Source organism: Flavobacterium sp. 2 (genome assembly GCF_049949195.1).
Lineage (GTDB): Bacteria > Bacteroidota > Bacteroidia > Flavobacteriales > Flavobacteriaceae > Flavobacterium.
Genome location: NZ_CP188206.1, coordinates 4,000,869 through 4,021,974 on the forward strand (window position 1 = coordinate 4,000,869; position 21,106 = coordinate 4,021,974).

The 21,106-nt window shown below is 33.1% G+C and carries 23 protein-coding genes and 1 tRNA gene; 16 read left to right on the plus strand and 8 right to left on the minus strand.

The window, feature by feature from the left end; translation table 11 throughout:
• Positions 1-158 precede the first annotated feature (158 nt).
• Positions 159-563 carry an acyl-CoA thioesterase gene (locus tag ACNFIH_RS17530; protein ID WP_142451280.1) on the plus strand — a complete coding sequence of 135 codons (405 nt, stop codon included), beginning with the start codon at positions 159-161 and terminating at the stop codon, positions 561-563.
• Positions 564-594: 31 nt separating this feature from the next.
• Here ACNFIH_RS17530 and ACNFIH_RS17535 read toward each other — a convergent pair whose 3' ends face one another.
• From ACNFIH_RS17535 to ribD, 3 genes are read right to left on the minus strand one after another with little or no spacing between them, the layout of a single operon-like run.
• Positions 595-1,227, minus strand: coding sequence for an IMPACT family protein (locus ACNFIH_RS17535; RefSeq protein WP_426484094.1), 633 nt, complete (start codon positions 1,225-1,227; stop codon positions 595-597).
• An 11-nt stretch (positions 1,228-1,238) separates the two neighbouring features.
• On the minus strand, positions 1,239-1,841 hold the full coding sequence (locus tag ACNFIH_RS17540) for an HAD-IA family hydrolase (RefSeq protein WP_426484095.1): 603 nt from the start codon (positions 1,839-1,841) through the stop codon (positions 1,239-1,241).
• Positions 1,834-2,883: a bifunctional diaminohydroxyphosphoribosylaminopyrimidine deaminase/5-amino-6-(5-phosphoribosylamino)uracil reductase RibD gene (gene ribD, locus ACNFIH_RS17545; protein ID WP_426484096.1), complete on the minus strand. Its 1,050-nt coding sequence runs from the start codon at positions 2,881-2,883 to the stop codon at positions 1,834-1,836. The genes ACNFIH_RS17540 and ribD overlap by 8 nt, the downstream gene beginning before the upstream one ends.
• Positions 2,884-2,992: 109 nt before the next feature.
• Between ribD and ACNFIH_RS17550 the strand changes: the two genes are divergently transcribed.
• Positions 2,993-3,478: a GNAT family N-acetyltransferase gene (locus ACNFIH_RS17550; RefSeq protein ID WP_426484097.1), complete on the plus strand. Its 486-nt coding sequence runs from the start codon at positions 2,993-2,995 to the stop codon at positions 3,476-3,478.
• Positions 3,479-3,562: 84 nt separating this feature from the next.
• The gene (prmC, locus tag ACNFIH_RS17555) at positions 3,563-4,411 is read left to right on the plus strand and encodes a peptide chain release factor N(5)-glutamine methyltransferase (protein ID WP_035648002.1); all 849 of its coding nucleotides are present in this window, start codon (positions 3,563-3,565) and stop codon (positions 4,409-4,411) included.
• Between the two features lie 46 nt (positions 4,412-4,457).
• Here prmC and ACNFIH_RS17560 read toward each other — a convergent pair whose 3' ends face one another.
• On the minus strand, positions 4,458-5,702 hold the full coding sequence (locus ACNFIH_RS17560; RefSeq protein ID WP_426484098.1) for an ABC transporter permease: 1,245 nt from the start codon (positions 5,700-5,702) through the stop codon (positions 4,458-4,460).
• Positions 5,703-5,945: 243 nt separating this feature from the next.
• On the opposite strand from ACNFIH_RS17560, the gene hisS reads away from it, so the two are divergent.
• The 12 genes from hisS (at position 5,946) to ACNFIH_RS17620 (ending at position 16,542) form a co-directional block, all read left to right on the plus strand.
• On the plus strand, positions 5,946-7,373 hold the full coding sequence (hisS, locus tag ACNFIH_RS17565; protein ID WP_426484099.1) for a histidine--tRNA ligase: 1,428 nt from the start codon (positions 5,946-5,948) through the stop codon (positions 7,371-7,373).
• A gap of 120 nt (positions 7,374-7,493) precedes the next feature.
• Positions 7,494-7,564 (plus strand) — tRNA-Trp (locus ACNFIH_RS17570).
• Positions 7,565-7,873: 309 nt separating this feature from the next.
• A complete protein-coding gene (locus tag ACNFIH_RS17575; RefSeq protein ID WP_035647996.1) occupies positions 7,874-8,452 on the plus strand; it encodes a nucleotide exchange factor GrpE in 579 nt (192 codons plus the stop codon).
• A gap of 74 nt (positions 8,453-8,526) precedes the next feature.
• Positions 8,527-9,636, plus strand: a complete 1,110-nt coding sequence (dnaJ, locus tag ACNFIH_RS17580; protein WP_426484100.1) for a molecular chaperone DnaJ — start codon at positions 8,527-8,529, stop codon at positions 9,634-9,636.
• 162 nt (positions 9,637-9,798) lie between these two features.
• Positions 9,799-10,728, plus strand: coding sequence for an ABC transporter ATP-binding protein (locus ACNFIH_RS17585; protein ID WP_142451272.1), 930 nt, complete (start codon positions 9,799-9,801; stop codon positions 10,726-10,728).
• A 79-nt stretch (positions 10,729-10,807) separates the two neighbouring features.
• Positions 10,808-12,124 carry an ABC transporter permease gene (locus tag ACNFIH_RS17590; RefSeq protein WP_426484101.1) on the plus strand — a complete coding sequence of 439 codons (1,317 nt, stop codon included), beginning with the start codon at positions 10,808-10,810 and terminating at the stop codon, positions 12,122-12,124.
• A 110-nt stretch (positions 12,125-12,234) separates the two neighbouring features.
• Positions 12,235-13,398, plus strand: coding sequence for a sigma-54-dependent transcriptional regulator (locus ACNFIH_RS17595; protein ID WP_426484102.1), 1,164 nt, complete (start codon positions 12,235-12,237; stop codon positions 13,396-13,398).
• Positions 13,399-13,448: 50 nt separating this feature from the next.
• Positions 13,449-14,114, plus strand: a complete 666-nt coding sequence (locus tag ACNFIH_RS17600; RefSeq protein WP_426484103.1) for a DEAD/DEAH box helicase — start codon at positions 13,449-13,451, stop codon at positions 14,112-14,114.
• A 22-nt stretch (positions 14,115-14,136) separates the two neighbouring features.
• Positions 14,137-14,946: an alpha/beta hydrolase gene (locus ACNFIH_RS17605; protein ID WP_426484104.1), complete on the plus strand. Its 810-nt coding sequence runs from the start codon at positions 14,137-14,139 to the stop codon at positions 14,944-14,946.
• A 13-nt stretch (positions 14,947-14,959) separates the two neighbouring features.
• Positions 14,960-15,178 carry a putative signal transducing protein gene (locus tag ACNFIH_RS17610; RefSeq protein ID WP_026727963.1) on the plus strand — a complete coding sequence of 73 codons (219 nt, stop codon included), beginning with the start codon at positions 14,960-14,962 and terminating at the stop codon, positions 15,176-15,178.
• 26 nt (positions 15,179-15,204) lie between these two features.
• On the plus strand, positions 15,205-16,008 hold the full coding sequence (locus ACNFIH_RS17615; RefSeq protein ID WP_426484105.1) for a Cof-type HAD-IIB family hydrolase: 804 nt from the start codon (positions 15,205-15,207) through the stop codon (positions 16,006-16,008).
• A 6-nt stretch (positions 16,009-16,014) separates the two neighbouring features.
• Positions 16,015-16,542: a GNAT family N-acetyltransferase gene (locus ACNFIH_RS17620; RefSeq protein WP_426484106.1), complete on the plus strand. Its 528-nt coding sequence runs from the start codon at positions 16,015-16,017 to the stop codon at positions 16,540-16,542.
• Positions 16,543-16,618: 76 nt separating this feature from the next.
• Here the strand turns inward: ACNFIH_RS17620 and ACNFIH_RS17625 are convergent, their stop codons facing one another.
• Positions 16,619-17,143, minus strand: coding sequence for a hypothetical protein (locus ACNFIH_RS17625; protein ID WP_035648200.1), 525 nt, complete (start codon positions 17,141-17,143; stop codon positions 16,619-16,621).
• A gap of 485 nt (positions 17,144-17,628) precedes the next feature.
• Here ACNFIH_RS17625 and mtaB point away from each other — a divergent pair, with 485 nt between their 5' ends.
• Complete coding sequence (mtaB, locus tag ACNFIH_RS17630; RefSeq protein ID WP_426484107.1) at positions 17,629-18,963, plus strand: tRNA (N(6)-L-threonylcarbamoyladenosine(37)-C(2))-methylthiotransferase MtaB; 1,335 nt, start codon at positions 17,629-17,631, stop codon at positions 18,961-18,963.
• 94 nt (positions 18,964-19,057) lie between these two features.
• Here mtaB and ACNFIH_RS17635 read toward each other — a convergent pair whose 3' ends face one another.
• The 3 genes from ACNFIH_RS17635 to ACNFIH_RS17645 form a co-directional block, all read right to left on the minus strand.
• On the minus strand, positions 19,058-19,567 hold the full coding sequence (locus ACNFIH_RS17635; RefSeq protein ID WP_426486731.1) for a hypothetical protein: 510 nt from the start codon (positions 19,565-19,567) through the stop codon (positions 19,058-19,060).
• Positions 19,568-19,674: 107 nt separating this feature from the next.
• A complete protein-coding gene (locus ACNFIH_RS17640) occupies positions 19,675-20,391 on the minus strand; it encodes a 3-ketoacyl-ACP reductase (protein WP_426484108.1) in 717 nt (238 codons plus the stop codon).
• A 111-nt stretch (positions 20,392-20,502) separates the two neighbouring features.
• Positions 20,503-21,090 carry an LURP-one-related/scramblase family protein gene (locus tag ACNFIH_RS17645; RefSeq protein WP_142451260.1) on the minus strand — a complete coding sequence of 196 codons (588 nt, stop codon included), beginning with the start codon at positions 21,088-21,090 and terminating at the stop codon, positions 20,503-20,505.
• Positions 21,091-21,106: the final 16 nt, after the last annotated feature.

A 21,106-nucleotide genomic window follows, 5' to 3' on the forward strand; every position in this document is an offset into this window, starting at 1 on the left:
AAAGATTCTCCTAATAAAAATGGAGCAAAATTTTTCCGTATTTCGGGATAACAAATATGTGAACAAATTTCTGTAAAAAAAAATATTTTAGGTCTAATTTTATAAAAAAAAAGTTGTAAGTGAACTTTAGGAATTTAATTTTTTTTAATCTATAAATAATGAAAAATCATCAAACGCAAGTGCGTGTTCGTTACTCAGAAACTGACCAAATGGGAGTTGTTTATCACGGAAATTATGTGCCTTATTTTGAGATTGGACGCGTGGAATGGCTTAGAAATAAAGGGATTTCGTATGCTAGCATGGAAGAAAGCGGAATTGGACTCCCGATTGTTTCGATGCAAATCAATTATAAAAAATCGGCGCGTTACGATGAACTTCTTACAATTCATACAACCTTCAAAAGTCAGTCTTCTGTTAAGATTGAATTCGACTGTGAGATCTTTAACGAAGCGGGTGAGTTATTAACAACAGCTGTGTTTATTTTAGTATTTATTTCGTTAAAAACGGGTCGTCCAACAGCACCTCCGGATTACATTTTAGAATTGTTTAAAACATTAGAATAATTGTTAAAATAGGGTGTGTTTTAATATTAATTTACACAATTTTAATATCGATTTCAAACATTAAATCAAAAATGTCGAATACTGATTCGGCATTTTTTTTACGTGTTTTTGTGATTATTTTTCCAATTGGCAGTCCGGAATCTTCATCAATTTCCATTTCCTGAGAGGTAATTTCAAGTTTCTTTTCTTTAATAACCCGCATTACTTTATTCATATTTTTATAATCAAAAGAGATTAAAAAATGGACGTCAATTGTTTTTTCGACAATTTCACAAACTTCAAGCGTCATTTGTGCTGTAGTTCGATAAGCCGAAATCAAACCTCCAACACCTAATTTTACTCCGCCAAAAATACGAACTACAACTACAAGGATATTCGTTAGTCCAAAAGACTGAATTTGTCCATAAATTGGTGCTCCCGCGGTATTGCTGGGCTCACCGTCGTCATTTGTCCGGTAAGATATTTTTGGAGCAGTTCCTAATTGATATGCATAACAAAAATGAACAGCATGCGGATGAAGTTTTTTTAAGTCTTCAATAATAGGTTTTACTTCGTCTTCGCTTTCAATAGGAAATGCGTAGCCAAAGAATTTGCTTCCTTTTTCCTTAAAAAGCACTTCTTCAGATTGAAATGCAATGGTTTGATAAGTATCGCTGTATTCCAAAAGTAATTTTTCTAAAGTAAATTTTTATCAAATAACTGTATCACATCTTCCTGTCCAACTTGTAAATTCCAAACTTTAAGTCCTAAAGCAGCGGCAGCGTCTGTGTTTTCTTTTTTGTCGTCAACAAATAACGTTTGCTCCGGAATTAAATTATGTTCGTCAATTAAATGCTGATAAGAATTTGCATTGGGCTTACGTTTTCTAATTTCAAACGAAAAATGAACTTTTTCAAAACAATTGTAGAAATCAGTATAAAAAGGTTCGCCTACAGTTTTTTCAAAAGTGGCAATGTGAATGGCATCAGTATTGCTTAAAAGAAACAAACGGTATTTTTTTGAAAGCTCTTTTAAAAACTCTAATCGATAAACTGGAAAATCGGCTAAAACGGCATTCCAGACTTCCAGAATTTCTTCAATAGAAGCATTTGGAAGTTCTTTCTGAAATCCACCTAAAAAATCTTCGTACGAAACATCGCCAGTTTCGTATAATAAATTCAAACGATCCATTTCTGAACTCCATTCGGTCATTCCTAATTTTTTCAATCCTGAAATAGTTCCTTGTTTGTCTAAATTGATAAAAATATCGCCAAAGTCAAAAATTATGGTATCAATCATGGTTTTTAATATATAGTAATTCGTCGTTTTGAATAGTTGTTTTTAAAACATTGCTTTTCTGAATTATTGGTGCTTTTACTCCTTTTTCAAAAATAGTTGTTCCAATAAAAATGCGAGCTTCATCCCATAAATCTGAATCTATAAATGATTGTAAAGTTTGTCTTCCGCCTTCAATAATTACAGATTGAATTTGATGCTGATATAAAACATCCAAAATTTGAGAAACCGCATTTTCACCAAAATCAATCTTCTCAAAAATGGTGTTTTCGGTAGAAATATTGTTTTCTGATTTAGAAAATACAATCGTTTTTACACTGTTATCAAAAACAAAACTGTCGTTTGAAGTTCTATTATTTTGATCCAAAACCACTCGCACCGGATTATTTCCTGACCAGTCGCGTGTATTTAATTTTGGATTATCGTCAATAACCGTTTGTGTTCCGACTAAAATTGCCTGTTCTTCACTTCGCCATTTATGAACTAATTGTCTCGAATATTGATTCGTGATCCAAACTGGTTTGCGTTCTTGGCCGATTTCTTTTTCTGGTGCTAAAAATCCGTCCTGACTTTCGGCCCATTTCAGTATAATATATGGTCTCTTTTTTTGATGGAAAGTAAAAAAGCGTTTATTGAGTTCGTTGCATTCTTCTTCTAAAACTCCAACCGTAACATTTATGCCGTTTTCAATTAGTTTTTTAATTCCTCTTCCTGCTACTTTTTCATTTGGATCGACGGTTCCAACAACGACATTTGGAATTTTATTTGCAATAATTAAATCACAACAAGGAGGTGTTTTTCCAAAGTGGCTGCAAGGCTCCAGGCTTACATAAATAGTAGCTTTTTTTAACAGCGATTTGTCTTTTACAGATTGTACGGCATTAACTTCGGCATGCGGTTCGCCCGCTTTTTTGTGCCAGCCTTCGCCAATTATTTTGCCTTCATGAACAATTACACTTCCCACCATCGGATTTGGGTAAGTGGTTCCAAAACCGTTTTGAGCAAGTTCAATGCAGCGTTTTATGTATTTTTCATGTGTATTCACGGTGCAAAAATAATCATTTTTGACTTTAATCCCGATAGTTAACAGTATAGTTGAGAAACTATCGGAAAAGTATTTTTACTTTTGTAGATATATTACCGAATAACGAAACATGAAAGATTACATAATCCGAGCAATTAAAAAAGAAGATAACAAGGCCGTAGCACAATTAATACGTTCTGTTTTTGATGAAATGGAAATCCCAAAAGTAGGGACAGCTTACGCAGATCCATATCTTGATTTGATGTTTGAAGAATATAATAAACCAAGATCTGTTTATTTTGTGGTTGAAAGTGAAGGAGAAATAGTAGGTTGTTGTGGTATTGCGCCTTTAGAAAATGGTGCTTCAGAAATTTGCGAACTGCAAAAAATGTATTTTTCGCCTAAAACACGAGGTTTAGGAATTGGTAGTGAAATGATGGAAAAATGTCTAGAAGAAGCGAGAAATTTTGGATTTGAAAAATGTTATATTGAAACAATGCCTTTTATGCATGCAGCTCAAAAATTATATAAAAAATCAGGTTTTGAATATTTAGATGCTCCGTTAGGGTGTACTGGGCATAGTTCTTGCCCGGTTTGGATGTTGAAAGTTTTGTGAAATCTTGTAACAAATTAGATTTTCCAATACTTATTTGAAAGAAAAATCAGCTTTTGCTGAATAAAAATTACTTAGAGATCAGAAATGAAAATTAAACAATACCGCACTCAGTTTATAAAAGAATTATCGCCTTTATATGATGCATACGAAGCGGAGAGTTTTTTCTATTTAATTCTAGAAGACAAACATAAATTGCGCCAGATTGATTTGGCTTTAAATCATGAACTGAATTTTTCTGAAAAGGATTTTGTGGTTTGGGATTCATTATTGGATGACTTAAAAAACGAAGTTCCGATTCAGTATTTGCTGGGAAAAACCAGTTTTTATGGTTTGGATTTTGAGGTGAACGAAAATGTCTTGATTCCGAGACCAGAAACCGAAGAATTGGTAGAGTGGATTATTAATGAAAATAAAGGAAATTCTAAAGAAATTAAAATTTTAGACATTGGAACAGGAAGCGGTTGCATTGCAATTTCGCTGGCTAAAAATATTCCAAATGCAAAAGTTTACGCAATTGATGTTTCTAAAAAGGCATTAGAAACTGCAAAAAGAAATGCCATAAACAACAATGTCGAAGTAACTTTCATGCTAAAGAATGTTTTAGAATTAGAGATATTGAAATCAGATTATGATATCATTGTGTCAAATCCGCCTTATGTTCGGAATTTGGAAAAGGTTGAAATCAAAAAGAATGTTTTGGATTTTGAACCACATCTGGCTCTATTTGTTGATGATAACGATGCATTGATTTTTTACAGAAAGATTGCTGAATTAGCTAAAAAAAATCTTTTAGAAAAAGGACAATTGTATTTTGAAATCAATCAGTATCTAGGAAAAGAAATGAATGATTTATTGGAAAAAATGAATTTCAAAAATATCGAACTCCGAAAAGATATTTACGATAATGACCGAATGATTAAAGGAAATATTTGAGTTACAGTCTCAGTTTTCACAAAGTAACAACTGAGACTGTAATTAATTATTCGTAACGAAGAGCTTCAATTGGATCTAATTTAGAAGCTTTAATTGCAGGATATAAACCAGAAACTATTGCAACAGTAAAACTAGTTGCAAAGGCTGCAAAAATAGCGCCCCACGGAATAACAAAAGCAAAATTCATTGCCGTTGCAATGGCAAAGCCAAGTAAAATCCCAATTATAATTCCGACCAATCCGCCAATTTGCCCAATCAATAATGTTTCGATAAAAAACTGAGTAGAAATAGTTGTTTTTGTAGCACCTAGAGCTTTACGAACACCAATTTCGCGAGTACGTTCTGTAACGGAAACAATCATAATATTCATTAAAGCAATTGATGAACCTAGAATTGTTATAATCGAAATAATCCAAGATGCCCATCCTAAATATTGTGTAATTCCAAGAATTCTATTTATCAAATCATCGCTTCGGCCCATTCCAAAATTGTTGTCGCGTACAGGATTTAATTTGCGAACTCGTCGCATAACACTCGTTGCATTGTCAATGGCCGGATCTAAAAGTTCTTTTTTAGAAACCATGACACTAATCGTGTAATTAATATTTGGTGCTGTAAATAAAGAACGTGCTACCTGAATAGGGATTAAAACACGTAAATCCTGACTGTGTCCAAACGTAGATCCTTTCTCTTTTAAAACTCCAATCACTTTAAAACGCGCACCACGAATAGAGATTATTTTATCAATTGGATTAACATCTTTTAATAAACCTTTCTCAAAATCTGATCCAACAACGCAGGAATAAGTATTGTTGTCTATATCAAATTGATTGAAAGATCGCCCTAAAGTAGTTTCTAAACCTGAATTAGTAATAAAATGCTCGTCAACACCCACTATAGTAATTTCCGGATCTGTTTTTTGATCTAAATATTTTACTTCTGCTTTTGATGTTGCTGTAAACGAAAGTGAAGTTTCTGTAAAAGGATATTTGTATTTGTTTTTGAAAGCAACAGCTTCCGGGTAAGAAATTATCGGATTGATAACTTCACGTTCGTTTCCGCCACGATTTCGAACCGTGTTTTCATATTGGTTGATGTTAAAGGTATTCGCACCCATCGAGGCAAAATTAGTCGAAACGGTGTTTTCAAGTGCGGTTACAACGGTTAGAATTCCTACCAGCGCCGTAATCCCGATGGCAATAATTAAAACAGTAAGAATGGTTCGCAGTAATTGAGTTTTGATAGAACCAAAAGCAATTCGGATATTTTCTTTAAATAATTTTAGCATCATGACCAATTTGTCACGAAAATACGTTTTTTGTTACAAGTTTGTTTTCGAAGTGTTATTATTTATTTTAAAAAGTAAGATATTTGCAGGCGATTTAACTTAAGTCGAAAGTTGGAAAGTCATAAAGTCGAAAGTCTAAAAAGCCAACTGTCTAAAAGAATCAGAAATAAATTAATTTTAAAGGTTTTAGATTTTAGATTTCAAAGAAATCTAGAATCTAAAATTAGAAATCTAAAATAAAAAGAGATGGCTTCAAAACCAAGCGTGCCAAAAGGGACAAGAGATTTTTCACCTGCCGAGGTGTCAAAACGCCAGTACATTATGCAGACCATAAAAAGTAATTTTGAGAAATTTGGTTTTCAGCCAATAGAAACACCTTCGTTTGAAAACTCAGATACTTTAATGGGGAAATATGGAGAGGAAGGTGATCGTTTGATTTTTAAAATACTGAACTCAGGTAATTTTTTCTATGATAAAACTAAAATTGATCTGCCTGAATTCATTGAAGAATTACAACTTAATTCTGCTGAAAAAATAAGTTTAGAGCAAAGAATAGAATTAAATAAATTCACAGGCAAAATTTCTGAAAAAGCTTTGCGTTACGATTTGACTGTTCCGTTTGCTAGATACGTGGTACAGCATCAAAGTGAAATCACATTTCCTTTTAAAAGATATCAGATTCAGCCGGTTTGGCGAGCAGATAACCCGCAAAATGGACGCTATAGAGAATTTTATCAATGTGATGCTGATGTTGTTGGTTCAAAATCATTGTGGCAGGAAGTGGAATTGGTTCAGCTTTATGATACTGTTTTTACTTCTTTAGGTTTAGAAGGGGTGACTATTAAAATAAATAATAGAAAGATTTTATCCGGAATTGCTGAGGTAATTGGTGCTTCAGATAAATTAATCGATTTTACGGTTGCTCTTGATAAATTAGATAAGATTGGAGAAGACGGCGTTAAAAAAGAAATGATTGAAAAAGGTATTTCTGAAAATGCTTTGGTAAAAGTGCAACCGCTTTTTAGTTTTACAGGAACATTTTCAGATAAAATTAATCAGCTTTCAGATTTATTATCGACTTCAGAAGAAGGAATGAAAGGAGTTGAAGAACTTAAATTTATTTGTGACAATGTGGCGTCTTTAGGATTGTCTACGGCAACTTTAGATCTTGATGTAACTTTGGCACGTGGTTTAAATTACTATACAGGAGCTATTTTTGAAGTTGCAGCACCAAAAACTGTTGCAATGGGTTCTATTGGAGGTGGTGGAAGATACGACGATTTGACTGGTATTTTTGGTTTGAAAAATATGAGTGGTGTCGGAATCTCTTTTGGACTGGATCGAATTTATTTAGTCTTAGAAAAATTACAATTGTTTCCGGAAACTGTCGCATCGACTTCAAAAGCAATATTTATTAATTACGGAGATAAAGAAGCTTTGTATGCTTCAAAAGCAATTCAGAAATTAAGACAAGAAAACATAAAAGTAGAATTATATCCTGATAATGTTAAAGTTGGAAAACAATTTCAATATGCAGATAAACGTTTGATTCCGTTTGCAGTAATTGCGGGAGATCAGGAAATTGCGTCAAATACTTATGCACTTAAAAATTTAGTGTCAGGCGAGCAGGTTTCTGTAGATTTCGAAGGATTGAAAAATGCTTTGTTGGGTTAACTGTCTGTAGTAAAGGTTTTTGCTTCGAAATGCGCAGATTTAAAGGGATTTCTTTTGAAATCTCTGCCTGAAATAGTTGCCAGAGAAGAAAAAAAACTTTTAATTTGCCGACCTTAAGTTACGGGCGTAGTTCAAGGGTAGAATAGCGGTCTCCAAAACCGTTGATGGGGGTTCGAATCCCTCCGCCCGTGCAAAAAAATCAAATTAAAGCATAAAAAAAAGCTTCGTCTCTATAAGGCGAAGCTTTTTTTAATATAAGGTAAATTTGAATTAATAATTTATTTTTGAGGCCTAAGCCAACCCTTAAATTCAATTTTGGTGTAATAATTTACGTTTTAACGACCTCAAAGATAAAACAAACTATAACGTAATAGTCTTAAAATTATAATAAAATTTTTATGTACTGCTTTCCTATTTTAAGCAGCTCATTTTTAATAAAGTGACAATTTGACATTTTAAAATATTTGGCAGTACTTTTGCAATCACAAAAAAGAATAAAAATGAAGTTTAAGAATATTTTTAAAAATAAAAGTAATATGACTACGGAAAATACAGAATTCGATCAGGAATTAGATGATGTAACGTTAGAGAACAATGCCAACGGTGAACAGTTAATTGTTGAAGAATTAAGTGTTGAGGAGCAATTAGCTAAAGACTTGGCTCACGAAAAAGATAAGTTTTTGAGATTATTTGCTGAATTTGAAAATTACAAAAAAAGAACTTCAAAAGAGCGCCTTGAATTGTTTAAAACAGCAAACCAAGAAGTTTTATTGGCTATGCTTCCAGTTTTAGATGATTTTGACAGAGCTGCTGTAGAAATCAACAAATCTGAAGATGAAAACCTTAAAAAAGGTGTTGAGTTGATTCATGAAAAATTTAAAAACACTTTAGTTTCTAAAGGTTTAGAGCAAGTTGAAATTCAGGCAGGAGATGCTTTCAATGCTGATGTTGCAGAAGCAATTACTCAAATTCCTGCTCCATCTGACAAATTGAAAGGAAAAATTGTTGATGTTATTGAAAAAGGATACAAATTAGGAGACAAAATTATTCGTTTTCCTAAAGTTGTAGTTGGAAACTAAAAAAAATGCTATAAGAATTTCAAATGCATTTTTTTGGATTTTGGAATTTTTAAGATTTGGAACCTAATCTAATTATGAAAAAAGATTTTTACGAAATATTAGGCATTTCAAAAAATGCTGATGCTGCCGAAATTAAAAAAGCGTACAGAAAAAGCGCTTTAAAATATCATCCTGATAAAAATCCAGGCGACAAAGAGGCAGAAGAAAACTTCAAATTGGCAGCTGAAGCTTATGAAGTTTTGAGTGATCCACAGAAAAAAGCGAAATACGATCAATATGGTCATCAGGCATTTGATGGTTCTGGCGGATTTGGCGGCGGCCATGGTGGTATGAATATGGATGACATTTTCAGCCAGTTTGGTGATATTTTTGGTGGCGGATTTGGCGGTTTCGGAGGCGGAGGCGGAGGTCCTCGCCGTGCTAAAGGAAGCAATCTTCGAATTAAAGTTAAATTGACTTTGGAAGAAATTGCAAATGGAGTTGAGAAAAAAGTAAAAGTAAAACGTAAAGTTCAGGCTAAAGGTGTAACGTATAAAACGTGTACGACTTGTAACGGTCAGGGACAAGTAATGCGTGTAACCAATACCATTTTAGGAAGAATGCAATCTGCGTCAACTTGTCCTACTTGTGGTGGTTCTGGTCAGATTTTAGATAAAAAACCTGCCGAGGCTGATGCTCAAGGTATGGTTCAGGAAGATGAAACAGTATCAATCAAAATTCCAGCGGGAGTTGTTGATGGAATGCAGTTGAAAGTTTCTAACAAAGGTAACGATGCGCCAGGAAATAGTATTCCGGGTGATTTGATTGTTGCAATTGAAGAAGTTGAACACGAATTTCTGAAACGTGAAGGCGAAAATGTTCACTTTGATTTATATATCAGTTTCCCTGAAGCGGTTTTGGGAGCTTCAAAAGATATTGAAGCAATCAACGGAAAAGTGCGTATTAAGTTAGAAGAAGGAATCCAATCTGGAAAAATCTTAAGATTAAAAGGAAAAGGAATTCCAAGCTTAAATGGTTACGGAAGCGGGGATTTATTAGTTCACGTAAACGTTTGGACTCCAAAAACTTTAAATAAAGAACAAAAACAATTCTTTGAAAATGCTTTAAACGACGAGCACTTTGCTCCAAGTCCAGAAAAATCAGAGAAATCATTCTTTGAAAAAGTAAAAGATATGTTCTCATAATCAGGACTTTTTCAAATTGTTTAAATAAATAGAAAAACCCATTCTAACATAATTTTAGGATGGGTTTTTTATGTAATAGTAGTAAGATTCACTTCTAATTATTTACTTTTACAGTCGCTTAGCCATAATGGCATAAGCAACGCAGAAAATCTCAAAAACAGCATGAGCAACTTACTCGAAGTACATAAGGTCGTAAAACAATATGGCGATTATGTAGCGCTTAACGAAGTTTCATTAAATGTGCCAAAAGGCAGTATATACGGACTTTTAGGTCCGAATGGAGCTGGAAAAACTTCCCTTATCAGAATCATAAATCAAATCACATTGCCTGATAGCGGTGAGGTAATTTTGGATGGAGAAAAACTCCAGCCGAAACACGTTCAGACAATTGGATATCTTCCGGAAGAAAGAGGATTGTACAGTTCTATGAAAGTAGGCGAGCAATGTTTGTATTTGGCACAAATGAAAGGACTTTCTAAAGCTGAAGCTAAAAAACAATTGGATTATTGGTTTGATCGTTTGGGAATTCAGGGTTGGTGGAACAAGAAAATCCAAGAGCTTTCTAAAGGAATGGCACAGAAAATTCAATTTGTTGTTTGTGTTTTGCATAAACCGAAATTGTTGATTCTTGATGAACCTTTTTCAGGATTTGATCCTGTAAATGCTAATGTTATTAAAGATGAAATTTTGGCATTAAAAGAACAAGGTTCAACTATTATTTTCTCGACACACAGAATGGAAAGCGTTGAAGAACTTTGCGAAAATATTGCTTTGATTCATAAATCAAATAAATTGATAGAAGGAAAAGTGGTTGATGTGAAGCGTCAGTTTAGAACAAACAGTTTTGAAGTTGGAATTCTGACTAGCAATGTTGAAGGCTTGATGTATGATATTACGCAAAAATTTACCGTTTCGCCTGCTAATTTCAAATCGTTAAATGATGATTTAAAGCTAAATATCCAAATAGGAAATGCTTCACCAAACGAGCTTTTGAATATTCTCACGCAACGCGGACAAGTAACGCATTTTGTAGAAAAAATTCCAAGTATAAACGATATTTTTATTCAGACTGTAACGGAAAACAAAGTTTAGATTTCAGATTTTAGATTTTAGAGTGAAGACCTAAAATCTAAAAATCTAAAGTCAACAATCTAAAATCTAAAATAAAGAAATGAGCATTATTTCATTAATTATAAAAAGAGAATTTATTGCCAAAGTCCGCAATAAATCTTTTGTTGTCATGACTTTTTTGAGTCCGCTTTTATTTGTTGCGATAGCCATTTTTATTGGTTATTTGAGCTCAATGAAAGCCGAAACAAAAAGAATTGCTATTCATGACGAAACCGGACTTTTTGCTTCTGATTTCTTAAAAGAAAATAAAAAAGGAGCAGAATTTAAATATCTGAATTTGTCTGAAATTGATGTAAAGGCTTTAAAAGATAGCATTACAAAAGAAAATTTCAGCGGATTAATTGTTATTCCAAAAACAAATAATTCGAAAGATTTAGAAAGCAAAATAGAATTTATTTCGAATAATAGTCCGAGTATTTCTTTTATCGAAAATACACAAGATGTTATTGCATCAAAGATTACAAAGTTAAATCTTGAGGAAGCTAAACTGGATACTTTGGCGATTCAGAAAGCGCAGTCAGATGTAAATATTCATTTAGTAAAAGCTTCAGGAGAAGAGAGTTTAAAAGGTTTAAATGAAATCAAAATTGCAATTGGAGGTGCATTTGGTTATTTGATTATGATGTTCATTATCATCTACGGAAATATGGTAATGCGAAGCGTAATCGAAGAAAAAACAAACCGAATTATCGAAATCATTATTTCATCAGTAAAACCATTTCAGTTAATGATTGGTAAAATTGTCGGAACTTCATTGGCAGGAATTCTGCAATTTATGATTTGGGCGATAATTGGTTTAGGATTGATGTTTGCTGCATCGGCATTTTTTGGTGTAAATGTTGGCCCAACAGCCAGAATTTCTCCAGAAATGATGCAATCTGCACAACATCAATTATCAGGTTCAGCACAAATGTATATTGCTGAATTATGGAATCTGCCAATTGCGAGTATCATTATTGGATTCGTAATTTATTTTATTGGAGGATATTTTCTTTATAGCTCATTTTACGCGGCAATAGGAGCTGCAGTTGACAATCAAACTGATTCTCAGCAATTTCTGCTACCAATTTTAATGCCTTTGATTTTGAGCGTTTATATCGGATTCTTTACAGTTGTAAACGATCCGCACGGAACCGTGGCAGTTGTATTTTCAATGATTCCACTTACGTCACCAATTGTCATGTTAATGCGTATTCCGTTTGGCGTGCCATGGTGGCAAATCGCAATTTCGGTATCATTATTGTTTGCTACCTTTTTCCTTGTTGTTTGGTTCGCTGCAAAAATTTACCGAGTTGGTATTTTAATGTACGGCAAAAAACCAACTTGGAAGGAGTTGTATAAGTGGCTTAAATATTAATTTTTAAAGTTGCTAAGGTACTAAGGTTCTGAGATGCTAAGATTTTTTAGCTTCTTGCGGAAAAACCTCAGTACCTTAGCGACTTAGAACCTCAGAACCTTAGAAAAAAAATGAGTAAAATACTAATTATCGAAGACGAAGCAGCGATCAGAAGAGTTTTGGTAAAAATATTATCAGAAGAAAATGATTCCTATCAGGTTGATGAAGCTGAAGATGGCGTTGCGGGACTTGAAAAAATAAAAAACAACGATTACGATTTGGTTTTGTGCGATATCAAAATGCCAAAAATGGACGGTGTTGAGGTTTTAGAAGAAGTAAAAAAGATAAAACCGGAAATTCCGATGGTGATGATTTCGGGTCACGGGGATATGGAAACAGCAATTCACACGATGCGTTTGGGAGCTTTTGATTATATTTCAAAACCGCCAGATTTGAATCGTTTATTGAATACTGTTCGTAATGCTTTGGACAAAAAACAATTAGTTGTTGAGAATAAAATCCTAAAGAAAAAAGTCAGCAAAAATTACGAGATGATTGGCGACAGCGAATCTATTAATCATATTAAAGTGATGATTGATAAAGTGGCGCCAACTGAAGCGAGAGTTCTAATTACAGGACCAAACGGAACTGGAAAAGAATTAGTAGCGCATCAATTACATGAAAAAAGCGAACGTGCTAATTTTCCTTTAATTGAGGTGAACTGCGCCGCGATTCCGAGCGAATTGATTGAAAGTGAATTATTCGGGCACGTAAAAGGTGCTTTTACATCGGCAGTGAAAGATCGTGCTGGAAAATTTGAAGCAGCAGACAAAGGAACTATTTTCTTAGATGAAATTGGAGACATGAGTCTTTCGGCGCAAGCCAAAGTTTTAAGAGCGCTTCAGGAAAGTATGATTACTAGAGTTGGTGCTGATAAAGATATTAAAGTAGATGTTCGCGTAGTTGCGGCAACAAATAAAGATTTAAAAACAGAAATTGCCGAAGGTCGTTTCCGTGAGGATTTATACCATCGTCTTGCGGTTATTTTAATTAAAGTTCCGCCATTGAATGAAAGACGTGATGATATTCCGGCTTTGATTTCGCATTTTGCTGAAAAAATTGCTTCGGAACAAGGAAATGCTGTTAAAGGGTTTTCGGCGCAAGCCATAAAATTATTGCAGGAATATGATTGGACAGGAAATATCCGTGAACTTCGAAATGTAATTGAAAGATTAATCATTTTGGGAGGAAGTGAAATTTCTGAAGGTGATGTTAAAATGTTCGCAAGCAAATAATGATTTAGTTTTCAATCTGAAATCTAATATCATAAATCTAAAATTTAGAAATGAAACTAAAAAAAATAAACGAGAAATTACAGGACGGACTTATTGAAAACGGTTTAACAGAAGCAAATGTTTTGCAGATGGAAACTTTTTCGACAATCAAAAGTGGGGCTGATGCCATTATTGTTTCTCCAAACGGAAGTGGAAAAACAACAACAATTGTTTTAAATGTAATTCAGCAATTGGCAGGAAAAACAGAAGAATCTCCACGTGCTTTGATTATTGTTGAAGACAAAGCAAAGGTTTTGGAAATGGTTGAGCTTTTTGAGAAATATGGAAAATACACCAATTTAGAAGTTTACGGTGTAAATGAAAAAGGCGATATGGATTATGATAAAAACTATATTTCTACCGGAATCGATGTTTTGATCGGAACTCCTACTAAATTAAATGATATGTTTAGTACGGCAGGTTATAATGTGAATCGCTTAAAAATGTTTGTTTTGGATGATGCAGACCCAATTTTGAAATTACGCCACGAACCTAAAATTATGCGTATTTCGAATAGTATTACTAAAACACAGCGTTTAATTTTTACTGAAAACCTAACAGAACGTGTTGAAATTCTAGCTGATAAAATGCTTGTTGAGCCTTATTTGTTCGATATGGATGAAGAAGGCGAAGAAGAATTGGATGAAGAGGAAGACGACGTAGAAGAAGAGGAGTAAAAATCTTAGAATATTTCTGGAAATGATACATACACTTAAATTTTTGACAATTGCGCTATTGGCGTTTTTTGTTGTTATTTATGTAATTGTCGTTTCATACATATATTTTAATCAAGTTGGAATGGTTTTTCAAAATGCTGCTCTTCCAAAAGATTATAAATTTGATTATCAAAGCAATTTTGAAGAACTGAATATTAAATCATTTGATGGTGTAAACTTAAATGGTTTATTGTTTAAGGCTGAAAATTCAAAAGGACTTGTGTTTTATCTTCATGGAAATGCAGGAACATTAGAAACCTGGGGGAAAATTGCGAAAACGTATACTAATTTAGGATATGATATTTTTATTCTGGATTACCGCAGTTTTGGAAAAAGTGAAGGTGAGATTGAGAATGAAGAGCAATTAAATAAAGATGTTGCTGTTGTGTATAAAAAATTACGTCAAAAATATTCTGAAAATAAAATTATTATTGCAGGTTATTCAATTGGTTCTGGTTTAGCGACAATTTTAGCTTCAGAAAATAATCCAAAAGCGTTAATACTGCAATCGCCTTATTTTAGTTTCACAGAATTGTCAGGAACCAAAGTTCGTTTTTTTCCTGATTTTATGAAGAAGTTTCATTTAGAAACGTATCAATTTTTACCAAAAGTTAAAGCACCGATTTATATTTTTCATGGTTTGGATGATCAGCTAATTCCGGTTGAAAATTCAATTCGTTTAAATAAAATTTTAGGAAACAAAGGGCATTTTTATCCCTTAAAAGAACAAGGACATATCGGAATGAATGAAAATGAAAGTTTTCAGGAAGAATTAAAAATAATTTTACAATAAAAAATAGAATGTTATGGGATTAATGAAGGTGTTTTCAGGAAGTGAAGTATTAGCAATTGCTTTGCAGGAAAGATTAGAAGAAGCGGGAGTAGAAACAGTAAAAAAAGATAATATCCAGTCAGCTCGTTTGGGAGGTTTTGGCGGAACAGATTTGGCAGTTGAGGTTTTTATTCAGGAAACCGATTTTGCAAAAGCAAATCCTGTTATTGAAGATTTCAGAATGAGTATTTAATCTTAGTTTAAATTAAGAAAATTAGAATGCAATACAAAATGTTAGTGCTCGACATGGATGATACCTTGTTGACAGACGATCATAGAATTTCAGATTTAAATAAAAAAGTATTATTAGAAGCTCAGGCAAAAGGAGTGTATGTGGTTTTAGCCTCTGGTCGCCCAACTTCTGCAATGACAGCTTATGCGAAAGAACTGGAATTAGATATAAACGATTCTTATATGATTTCGTTTAATGGAGCAATTATCAGTCGTGTAAAAGATGATCTTGTTTTATTTGAACAGAAATTAACTGTTGAACAAATTCACGATTTGTATGATTACAGTGTGAAAATGAATACACATATCATTACGTATTTAGATGGTGAAATTATAAGCGAAACGGATTCTGAATTTATAGAAATCGAAAAAGAAATTACAGGAATGCCTCATCTTTTGGTTTCTAGTTTTAAGGATTATGTAGACAGACCTGCTGTAAAATGTATTCTGTTAAAAGAACCGTCTGAATTGAAGGAATTAGAATCAGATTTGAAAGCTAAAATGCCACATTTAAGTGTTTCGATGTCAAAACCTTTCTTCTTGGAAGCAGCGCAGCAAGGAATTGATAAAGCCGCAAGTTTGCGATTTTTGGCAGAGAAACTTGGAATTCTTCAAGAGGAAATTATTGCTGTGGGCAATGCAGGAAATGATTTGACAATGATAGAATATGCCGGTCTTGGTGTTTGGGTTGATAACGTAACGCCTGAACTTCGAGATAAAGCCGATTTAATTGTAGCTTCAAATAATGATGATGGAGTTGCAGAAGTAGTGCAAAAATATATTTTAAATTAAATTTTGATGAAAAATCCAATCGAAACAGAACGTTTGCTATTAAGAGAATTACTTCTTTCTGACGCTAATGGAATGTTTGAATTGGATTCAAACCCAAATGTCCATCTTTTTTTGGGTAATAATCCAGTAAAAAAGCTCGAAGAGAGTATTGAATATATTCATTTTGCTCAAAAACAATACAAAGATTTTGGGATTGGGCGCTGGGCGGTAATTCTTAAGGAAACCAATGAGTTTTTGGGTTGGTCTGGAATAAAATTCATCACTGATGAAATTAACGGGCATAAAAACTTTTATGAAATTGGTTATCGTTTCATAGAAAAATATTGGGGAAAAGGTTACGCGACCGAAGCAGGAAAAGCTTTTGTAGATTATGCTTTTAATGAAATGAAAGTAAATGCGCTGTATGCATATGCAGACGCAGGGAATGAAAACTCAAGAAAAATTCTCGAAAAATTAGGCTTACAGTATATAAACTCTTTTGAATATGAAGGAGAAACTGAAGTCTGGTATGAAATGAAAAATCCAAACCTATAATTAAGAAATGCGTTCCAAATCTTTGTAAATTTTTAGAGGTTTGCAAAGATTTGGAAAACGTCGTTTCTTGATTTATTTATTTTTTAGCTACAGAAACAAAATATTTATTTCCGTCACCCATTGTTAATTTTACACGTTCGTCGCAAAGATCGATTGCATAAGCAGCACTTTCGTAACAGCTGCAAGTAGTGTTTTTGTCTTTAGACATTTCAGTTTTGCAATTGTTGTTTTTGAAAGTTGCTAATTGTGGTGTATACAAACTTACTAAGTCTGTAGAAGCCGTAACAAGGGAAATAATGCTTGCAGAATTATTATTTGTGATTCTGTAAACAATTCTGTCTGTGTAATTTACTTCATTTACGGTTACCTTACGAATATAAGTATAGGCAGTAGATTCTGCGCCAGGTTCTTTTACTTCAAATTTAAAACCAACGGCACGAATGGCAACATCAAATTGTTGCTGAGAGTTTAAACTTGCCCAAGTCGTTAAAGTACTAATAGATGGAAATGGATTTGTTGCTGGAGCAGCAGCATTAGTTTGCGCTTGGGAACTAAAAATGGCTAAGAACATCAAGCAGATTGTGGGTAAAAATGCTTTCATAAAGTGTGGTATTTGTAAATTTATTTTGCCTACTCTCTTTGGTTTTCGGCTTTCCCATTTCATTTTGTAACACAAAACAACAACATAACGATTGAAATTCAAAATTGTTATGTCCGATTTATTATTAAATTAATCAATACTTTTTATCATTTCCAAATCTTGCTAAATTTCGATTGAAGATTTAGCTCTAGTAAATGTAAGATTTTTTCAATTTAAATCGAAAAAAAATGTATTTAATCGATGAAATTTGCATTTAATCGATGTTTTTGTCATTTAATTCTTATTGAATTGTATAACGTAAAGTTCGAAAAAAATATTGTTTTACAAAATTTTTGCAATCATTAAGTGTATTTTATTTTTAATAAAACTCTAATTTATGCAAAATGTTGAAACGAAGTCGATTATTGAATTTTCTTTTACAAATATTGTTTGTAAATTTGCACCCTTAAATTTTTTGACAACGATTTCATTAATTTAAGAAAATTATGGAAAATAGAAAGAAAGTTGCCTTTTATACGCTGGGTTGTAAACTGAATTTTTCAGAGACTTCTACAATCGCCAGAAATTTTAATGACGAAGGTTTTGACCGCGTCGATTTTGAAGAAGTTGCCGATATTTATGTCATCAATACTTGTTCGGTAACTGAAAATGCTGATAAACAGTTTAAGCAGGTTGTCAAAAAAGCCATGAAGCTGAATGAAAAAGCATTTGTTGCCGCTGTTGGTTGTTATGCACAATTAAAACCTGAAGAATTAGCCGCTGTTGATGGAGTTGATTTGGTTTTGGGTGCGACCGAGAAATTTAAAATCACCGATTATATTCATGATTTAAGCAAAAACGATATGGGTGAAGTTCACTCGTGCGAAATTGCTGAAGCCGATTTTTATGTTGGAAGTTATTCCATTGGAGATCGTACACGTGCTTTCTTAAAAGTTCAGGATGGTTGCGATTATAAATGTACGTATTGTACAATTCCGTTAGCACGAGGAATTTCTAGAAGTGATGCTTTAGAAAATGTATTAAAAAATGCCAAAGAAATCTCGGCTCAAAATATTCGCGAAATTGTTTTAACTGGAGTGAATATTGGAGATTATGGAAAAGGAGAATTCGGAAACAAAAAACACGAACATACTTTTCTGGATTTAGTTCAGGCTTTAGATAAAGTGGAAGGAATCGAGCGTTTAAGAATTTCGTCAATTGAACCGAATTTATTAAAAAACGAAACAATTGAATTCGTTTCTAAAAGCCGCACTTTTGTACCGCATTTTCATATTCCGTTGCAATCAGGAAGCAATGATATTTTGAAATTAATGAAACGCCGTTATTTGCGCGAAGTTTATATTGATCGTGTGAACAAAATTCGTGAGGTAATGCCTCATGCCTGCATTGGTGTTGACGTTATTGTTGGTTTTCCTGGAGAAACGGATGAACATTTTTTAGAAACGTATCATTTCTTAAATGAATTGGATATTTCATATTTACACGTATTTACGTATTCAGAAAGAGATAATACTGAAGCTGCCGAAATGGATGGCGTTGTCCCAGCAAATGTTCGTGCAAAACGTAGTAAAATGCTTCGTGGATTATCGGTTAAAAAACGTCGTGCTTTTTATGAAAGTCAATTAGGAACGCAAAGAACAGTTCTTTTTGAAGGAGAAAATAAAGAAGGATATATTCACGGTTTCACAGAAAATTACGTAAAAGTAAAAACACCTTGGAATCCAGAATTGGTAAATACTTTGCAAGAAATCAATTTAACTAAAATTGACGAAGACGGAAGTGTTCGTATGGAGTTTGTGAATAAATTGGCGGAAGCTTAAAAAGACATACATAAAGTTTTATCATTTTGATTAAGTGAGAAATGACTATAAAAAAAAGCCCTTTATTTAAAGGGCTTTTTTATTGTATTATAATCTATTTTAAATCTTCAGAAACCACCAATTTCAAAGAATTAATATAATCCGTATCAAATTCTATAACTCTGATTTTTTCAGGATTAAAACTTAATTCGCCGCCAAACTGACCTCTGATATCTAAAAAATCAATAAGAAGTTCTTCTTCTGAAAGAGAAAGCAATTTCCCTAAGTATGCCGATTTAGCCGATTTTTTAGCAATTTGAAAAATACCATATTTGTTGCTGATAAAGTTTAAAATCGATTCCAAATCTCTAATTGGGATTATATCTTCAGAATTGATTTTTAAGCCTTTTAAACGAATCACCTTTTCAGTAAAAGCCAAATCATGATCGCGATTAACTGCTAAGATGTTTTTGTTTTTCAAAATCACAAAACCATCTAAAATAAAATCAACTGGATTATTTCGAAGTAAAATCCAGTCATCAGAATAATCAATAAGAAATCCGGTAAAAATTTGCTTTTTATCTTCAAATTCTATTTCGACTAATTGTCTTAAATATTGTTCCATCATTTTTAATTTTATCAAATATCAATACTTAAATTCCAAATTCCAAGTTTGATTTAGATTGGAATTTGGAATTTGTCCCGATAGCTACCGGGATGGATTTTAATTTTTTAAGGATTAGTTGACCAGATAGCGCTGTTTTTGATAAATACTCTGCGGTTTAATTTAAGCTGAGCAATTAATAATTCGGCAATATCTTCAGATTGCATTACTTTTTCAGGATTTCCATCGGTTAAATTTAAGTCTATTGCCAAATCTGTTGCAACGGTACTTGGTGTAAGAGCCGAAACTCTAATATTATGTTTTCTCATTTCCTGCATCAAAGAATCTGTTAATCCTAAAACAGCAAATTTAGAGGCACTGTAAGCACTTGTCAATGGGTTTCCGTTCAAACCTGCAGTTGATGAAATATTGATAATATCTCCAGTTTGTCTTTCAATCATGTTTGGAATAACGGCACGAGTCGTGTAGTATGTTCCCATTAAATTAACCTGAATGATTTTTTCCCAATCGCTTGGTTCCAATTCTAAGAATTTTCCAAAAGAAGCAATTCCGGCATTATTAATTAAAATATCAATGTTTTTGAATTCCGCCAAAGCTTTTTCAACCGCAGCATTTATCGAATTCATATCTGAAACATCGGCTGCCAAAGCTAGAGATTTTACGCCCAAATTATTAGTTTGATCTGCAAGCTGATCCACGTCTGCCTGAGTTCTGGCAATTAAAATTACATTTACACCTTCTTTCGCTAATGCAATTGCGATTGCTTTGCCAATTCCTTTACCAGCTCCGGTAATTAGGGCAGTTTTATTTTTTAAGTCTGTCATGATAGTATTTTTAGAAATGCAGAAAGCATCATTTGAGTTACACAAAAATACAGTTTTTGCTTCCTAAAATGATGCTTTCAATGCTTTCTTAATCTAAGTTTAACACCTTTTTTATTCTTTCAGAACCATGTCAATGCACATCACGGCTCCTAAGATTAATTGTCTCAGCGAACTATCGGCTGCAACAGTATTTTCAATTTGTAAAACATAATTATCGGCGCTGGTAAAAAACTCTTTTCCTAATCCGGCCCACTTTTTACTTACTTGAGCTAGTTGTTTATTTTCATGAGAGAATTTAAAATCCCAGCCCGTCCATTTTCCCTGAAGTGTTGCGACAGGTTTTTCATTTTTGTCTAAAATTTCAAATCTTCCACCAAACGAGAAGAATTTTTGTTTGAAAGTTCCAATCAGTCTGTCTTTTTCGTCTAAGACTTCAACAGTCGATCTGAAAATAGCAATTCCTCTTTTTACAGTAATTAATTTTTCACCAGAAGCCGTTGTGATTTCAACATTAAATGGCGTTGCTCTTTTATAATCGGTGAAACGTAATATTTTGGTAAAAAAGCCCAAATTATTTTCACGGCAATTCATAATAATCTGATTTGTTTCGGGATTATAAATATCGTAATTGTTTGAGGCTTTGAACATTCCGATATGTTCTTTTACTAAAAATAGATTTTGGCTTAAAATTGGGTTCATATGCTTGTAAAATTGA

Excerpts from the sequence above, each read along its gene's own strand:
- ACNFIH_RS17530 (WP_142451280.1), top strand. The coding sequence starts at position 159 with ATGAAAAATCATCAAACGCAAGTGCGTGTTCGTTACTCAGAAACTGAC.
- ACNFIH_RS17540 (WP_426484095.1), bottom strand. The coding sequence starts at position 1,841 with ATGATTGATACCATAATTTTTGACTTTGGCGATATTTTTATCAATTTA.
- ACNFIH_RS17550 (WP_426484097.1), top strand. The coding sequence starts at position 2,993 with ATGAAAGATTACATAATCCGAGCAATTAAAAAAGAAGATAACAAGGCC.
- prmC (WP_035648002.1), top strand. The coding sequence starts at position 3,563 with ATGAAAATTAAACAATACCGCACTCAGTTTATAAAAGAATTATCGCCT.
- ACNFIH_RS17560 (WP_426484098.1), bottom strand. The coding sequence starts at position 5,702 with ATGATGCTAAAATTATTTAAAGAAAATATCCGAATTGCTTTTGGTTCT.
- hisS (WP_426484099.1), top strand. The coding sequence starts at position 5,946 with ATGGCTTCAAAACCAAGCGTGCCAAAAGGGACAAGAGATTTTTCACCT.
- ACNFIH_RS17575 (WP_035647996.1), top strand. The coding sequence starts at position 7,874 with ATGAAGTTTAAGAATATTTTTAAAAATAAAAGTAATATGACTACGGAA.
- dnaJ (WP_426484100.1), top strand. The coding sequence starts at position 8,527 with ATGAAAAAAGATTTTTACGAAATATTAGGCATTTCAAAAAATGCTGAT.
- ACNFIH_RS17585 (WP_142451272.1), top strand. The coding sequence starts at position 9,799 with ATGAGCAACTTACTCGAAGTACATAAGGTCGTAAAACAATATGGCGAT.
- ACNFIH_RS17590 (WP_426484101.1), top strand. The coding sequence starts at position 10,808 with ATGAGCATTATTTCATTAATTATAAAAAGAGAATTTATTGCCAAAGTC.
- ACNFIH_RS17595 (WP_426484102.1), top strand. The coding sequence starts at position 12,235 with ATGAGTAAAATACTAATTATCGAAGACGAAGCAGCGATCAGAAGAGTT.
- ACNFIH_RS17600 (WP_426484103.1), top strand. The coding sequence starts at position 13,449 with ATGAAACTAAAAAAAATAAACGAGAAATTACAGGACGGACTTATTGAA.
- ACNFIH_RS17605 (WP_426484104.1), top strand. The coding sequence starts at position 14,137 with ATGATACATACACTTAAATTTTTGACAATTGCGCTATTGGCGTTTTTT.
- ACNFIH_RS17610 (WP_026727963.1), top strand. The coding sequence starts at position 14,960 with ATGGGATTAATGAAGGTGTTTTCAGGAAGTGAAGTATTAGCAATTGCT.
- ACNFIH_RS17615 (WP_426484105.1), top strand. The coding sequence starts at position 15,205 with ATGCAATACAAAATGTTAGTGCTCGACATGGATGATACCTTGTTGACA.
- ACNFIH_RS17620 (WP_426484106.1), top strand. The coding sequence starts at position 16,015 with ATGAAAAATCCAATCGAAACAGAACGTTTGCTATTAAGAGAATTACTT.
- ACNFIH_RS17625 (WP_035648200.1), bottom strand. The coding sequence starts at position 17,143 with ATGAAAGCATTTTTACCCACAATCTGCTTGATGTTCTTAGCCATTTTT.
- mtaB (WP_426484107.1), top strand. The coding sequence starts at position 17,629 with ATGGAAAATAGAAAGAAAGTTGCCTTTTATACGCTGGGTTGTAAACTG.
- ACNFIH_RS17635 (WP_426486731.1), bottom strand. The coding sequence starts at position 19,567 with ATGGAACAATATTTAAGACAATTAGTCGAAATAGAATTTGAAGATAAA.
- ACNFIH_RS17640 (WP_426484108.1), bottom strand. The coding sequence starts at position 20,391 with ATGACAGACTTAAAAAATAAAACTGCCCTAATTACCGGAGCTGGTAAA.
- ACNFIH_RS17645 (WP_142451260.1), bottom strand. The coding sequence starts at position 21,090 with ATGAACCCAATTTTAAGCCAAAATCTATTTTTAGTAAAAGAACATATC.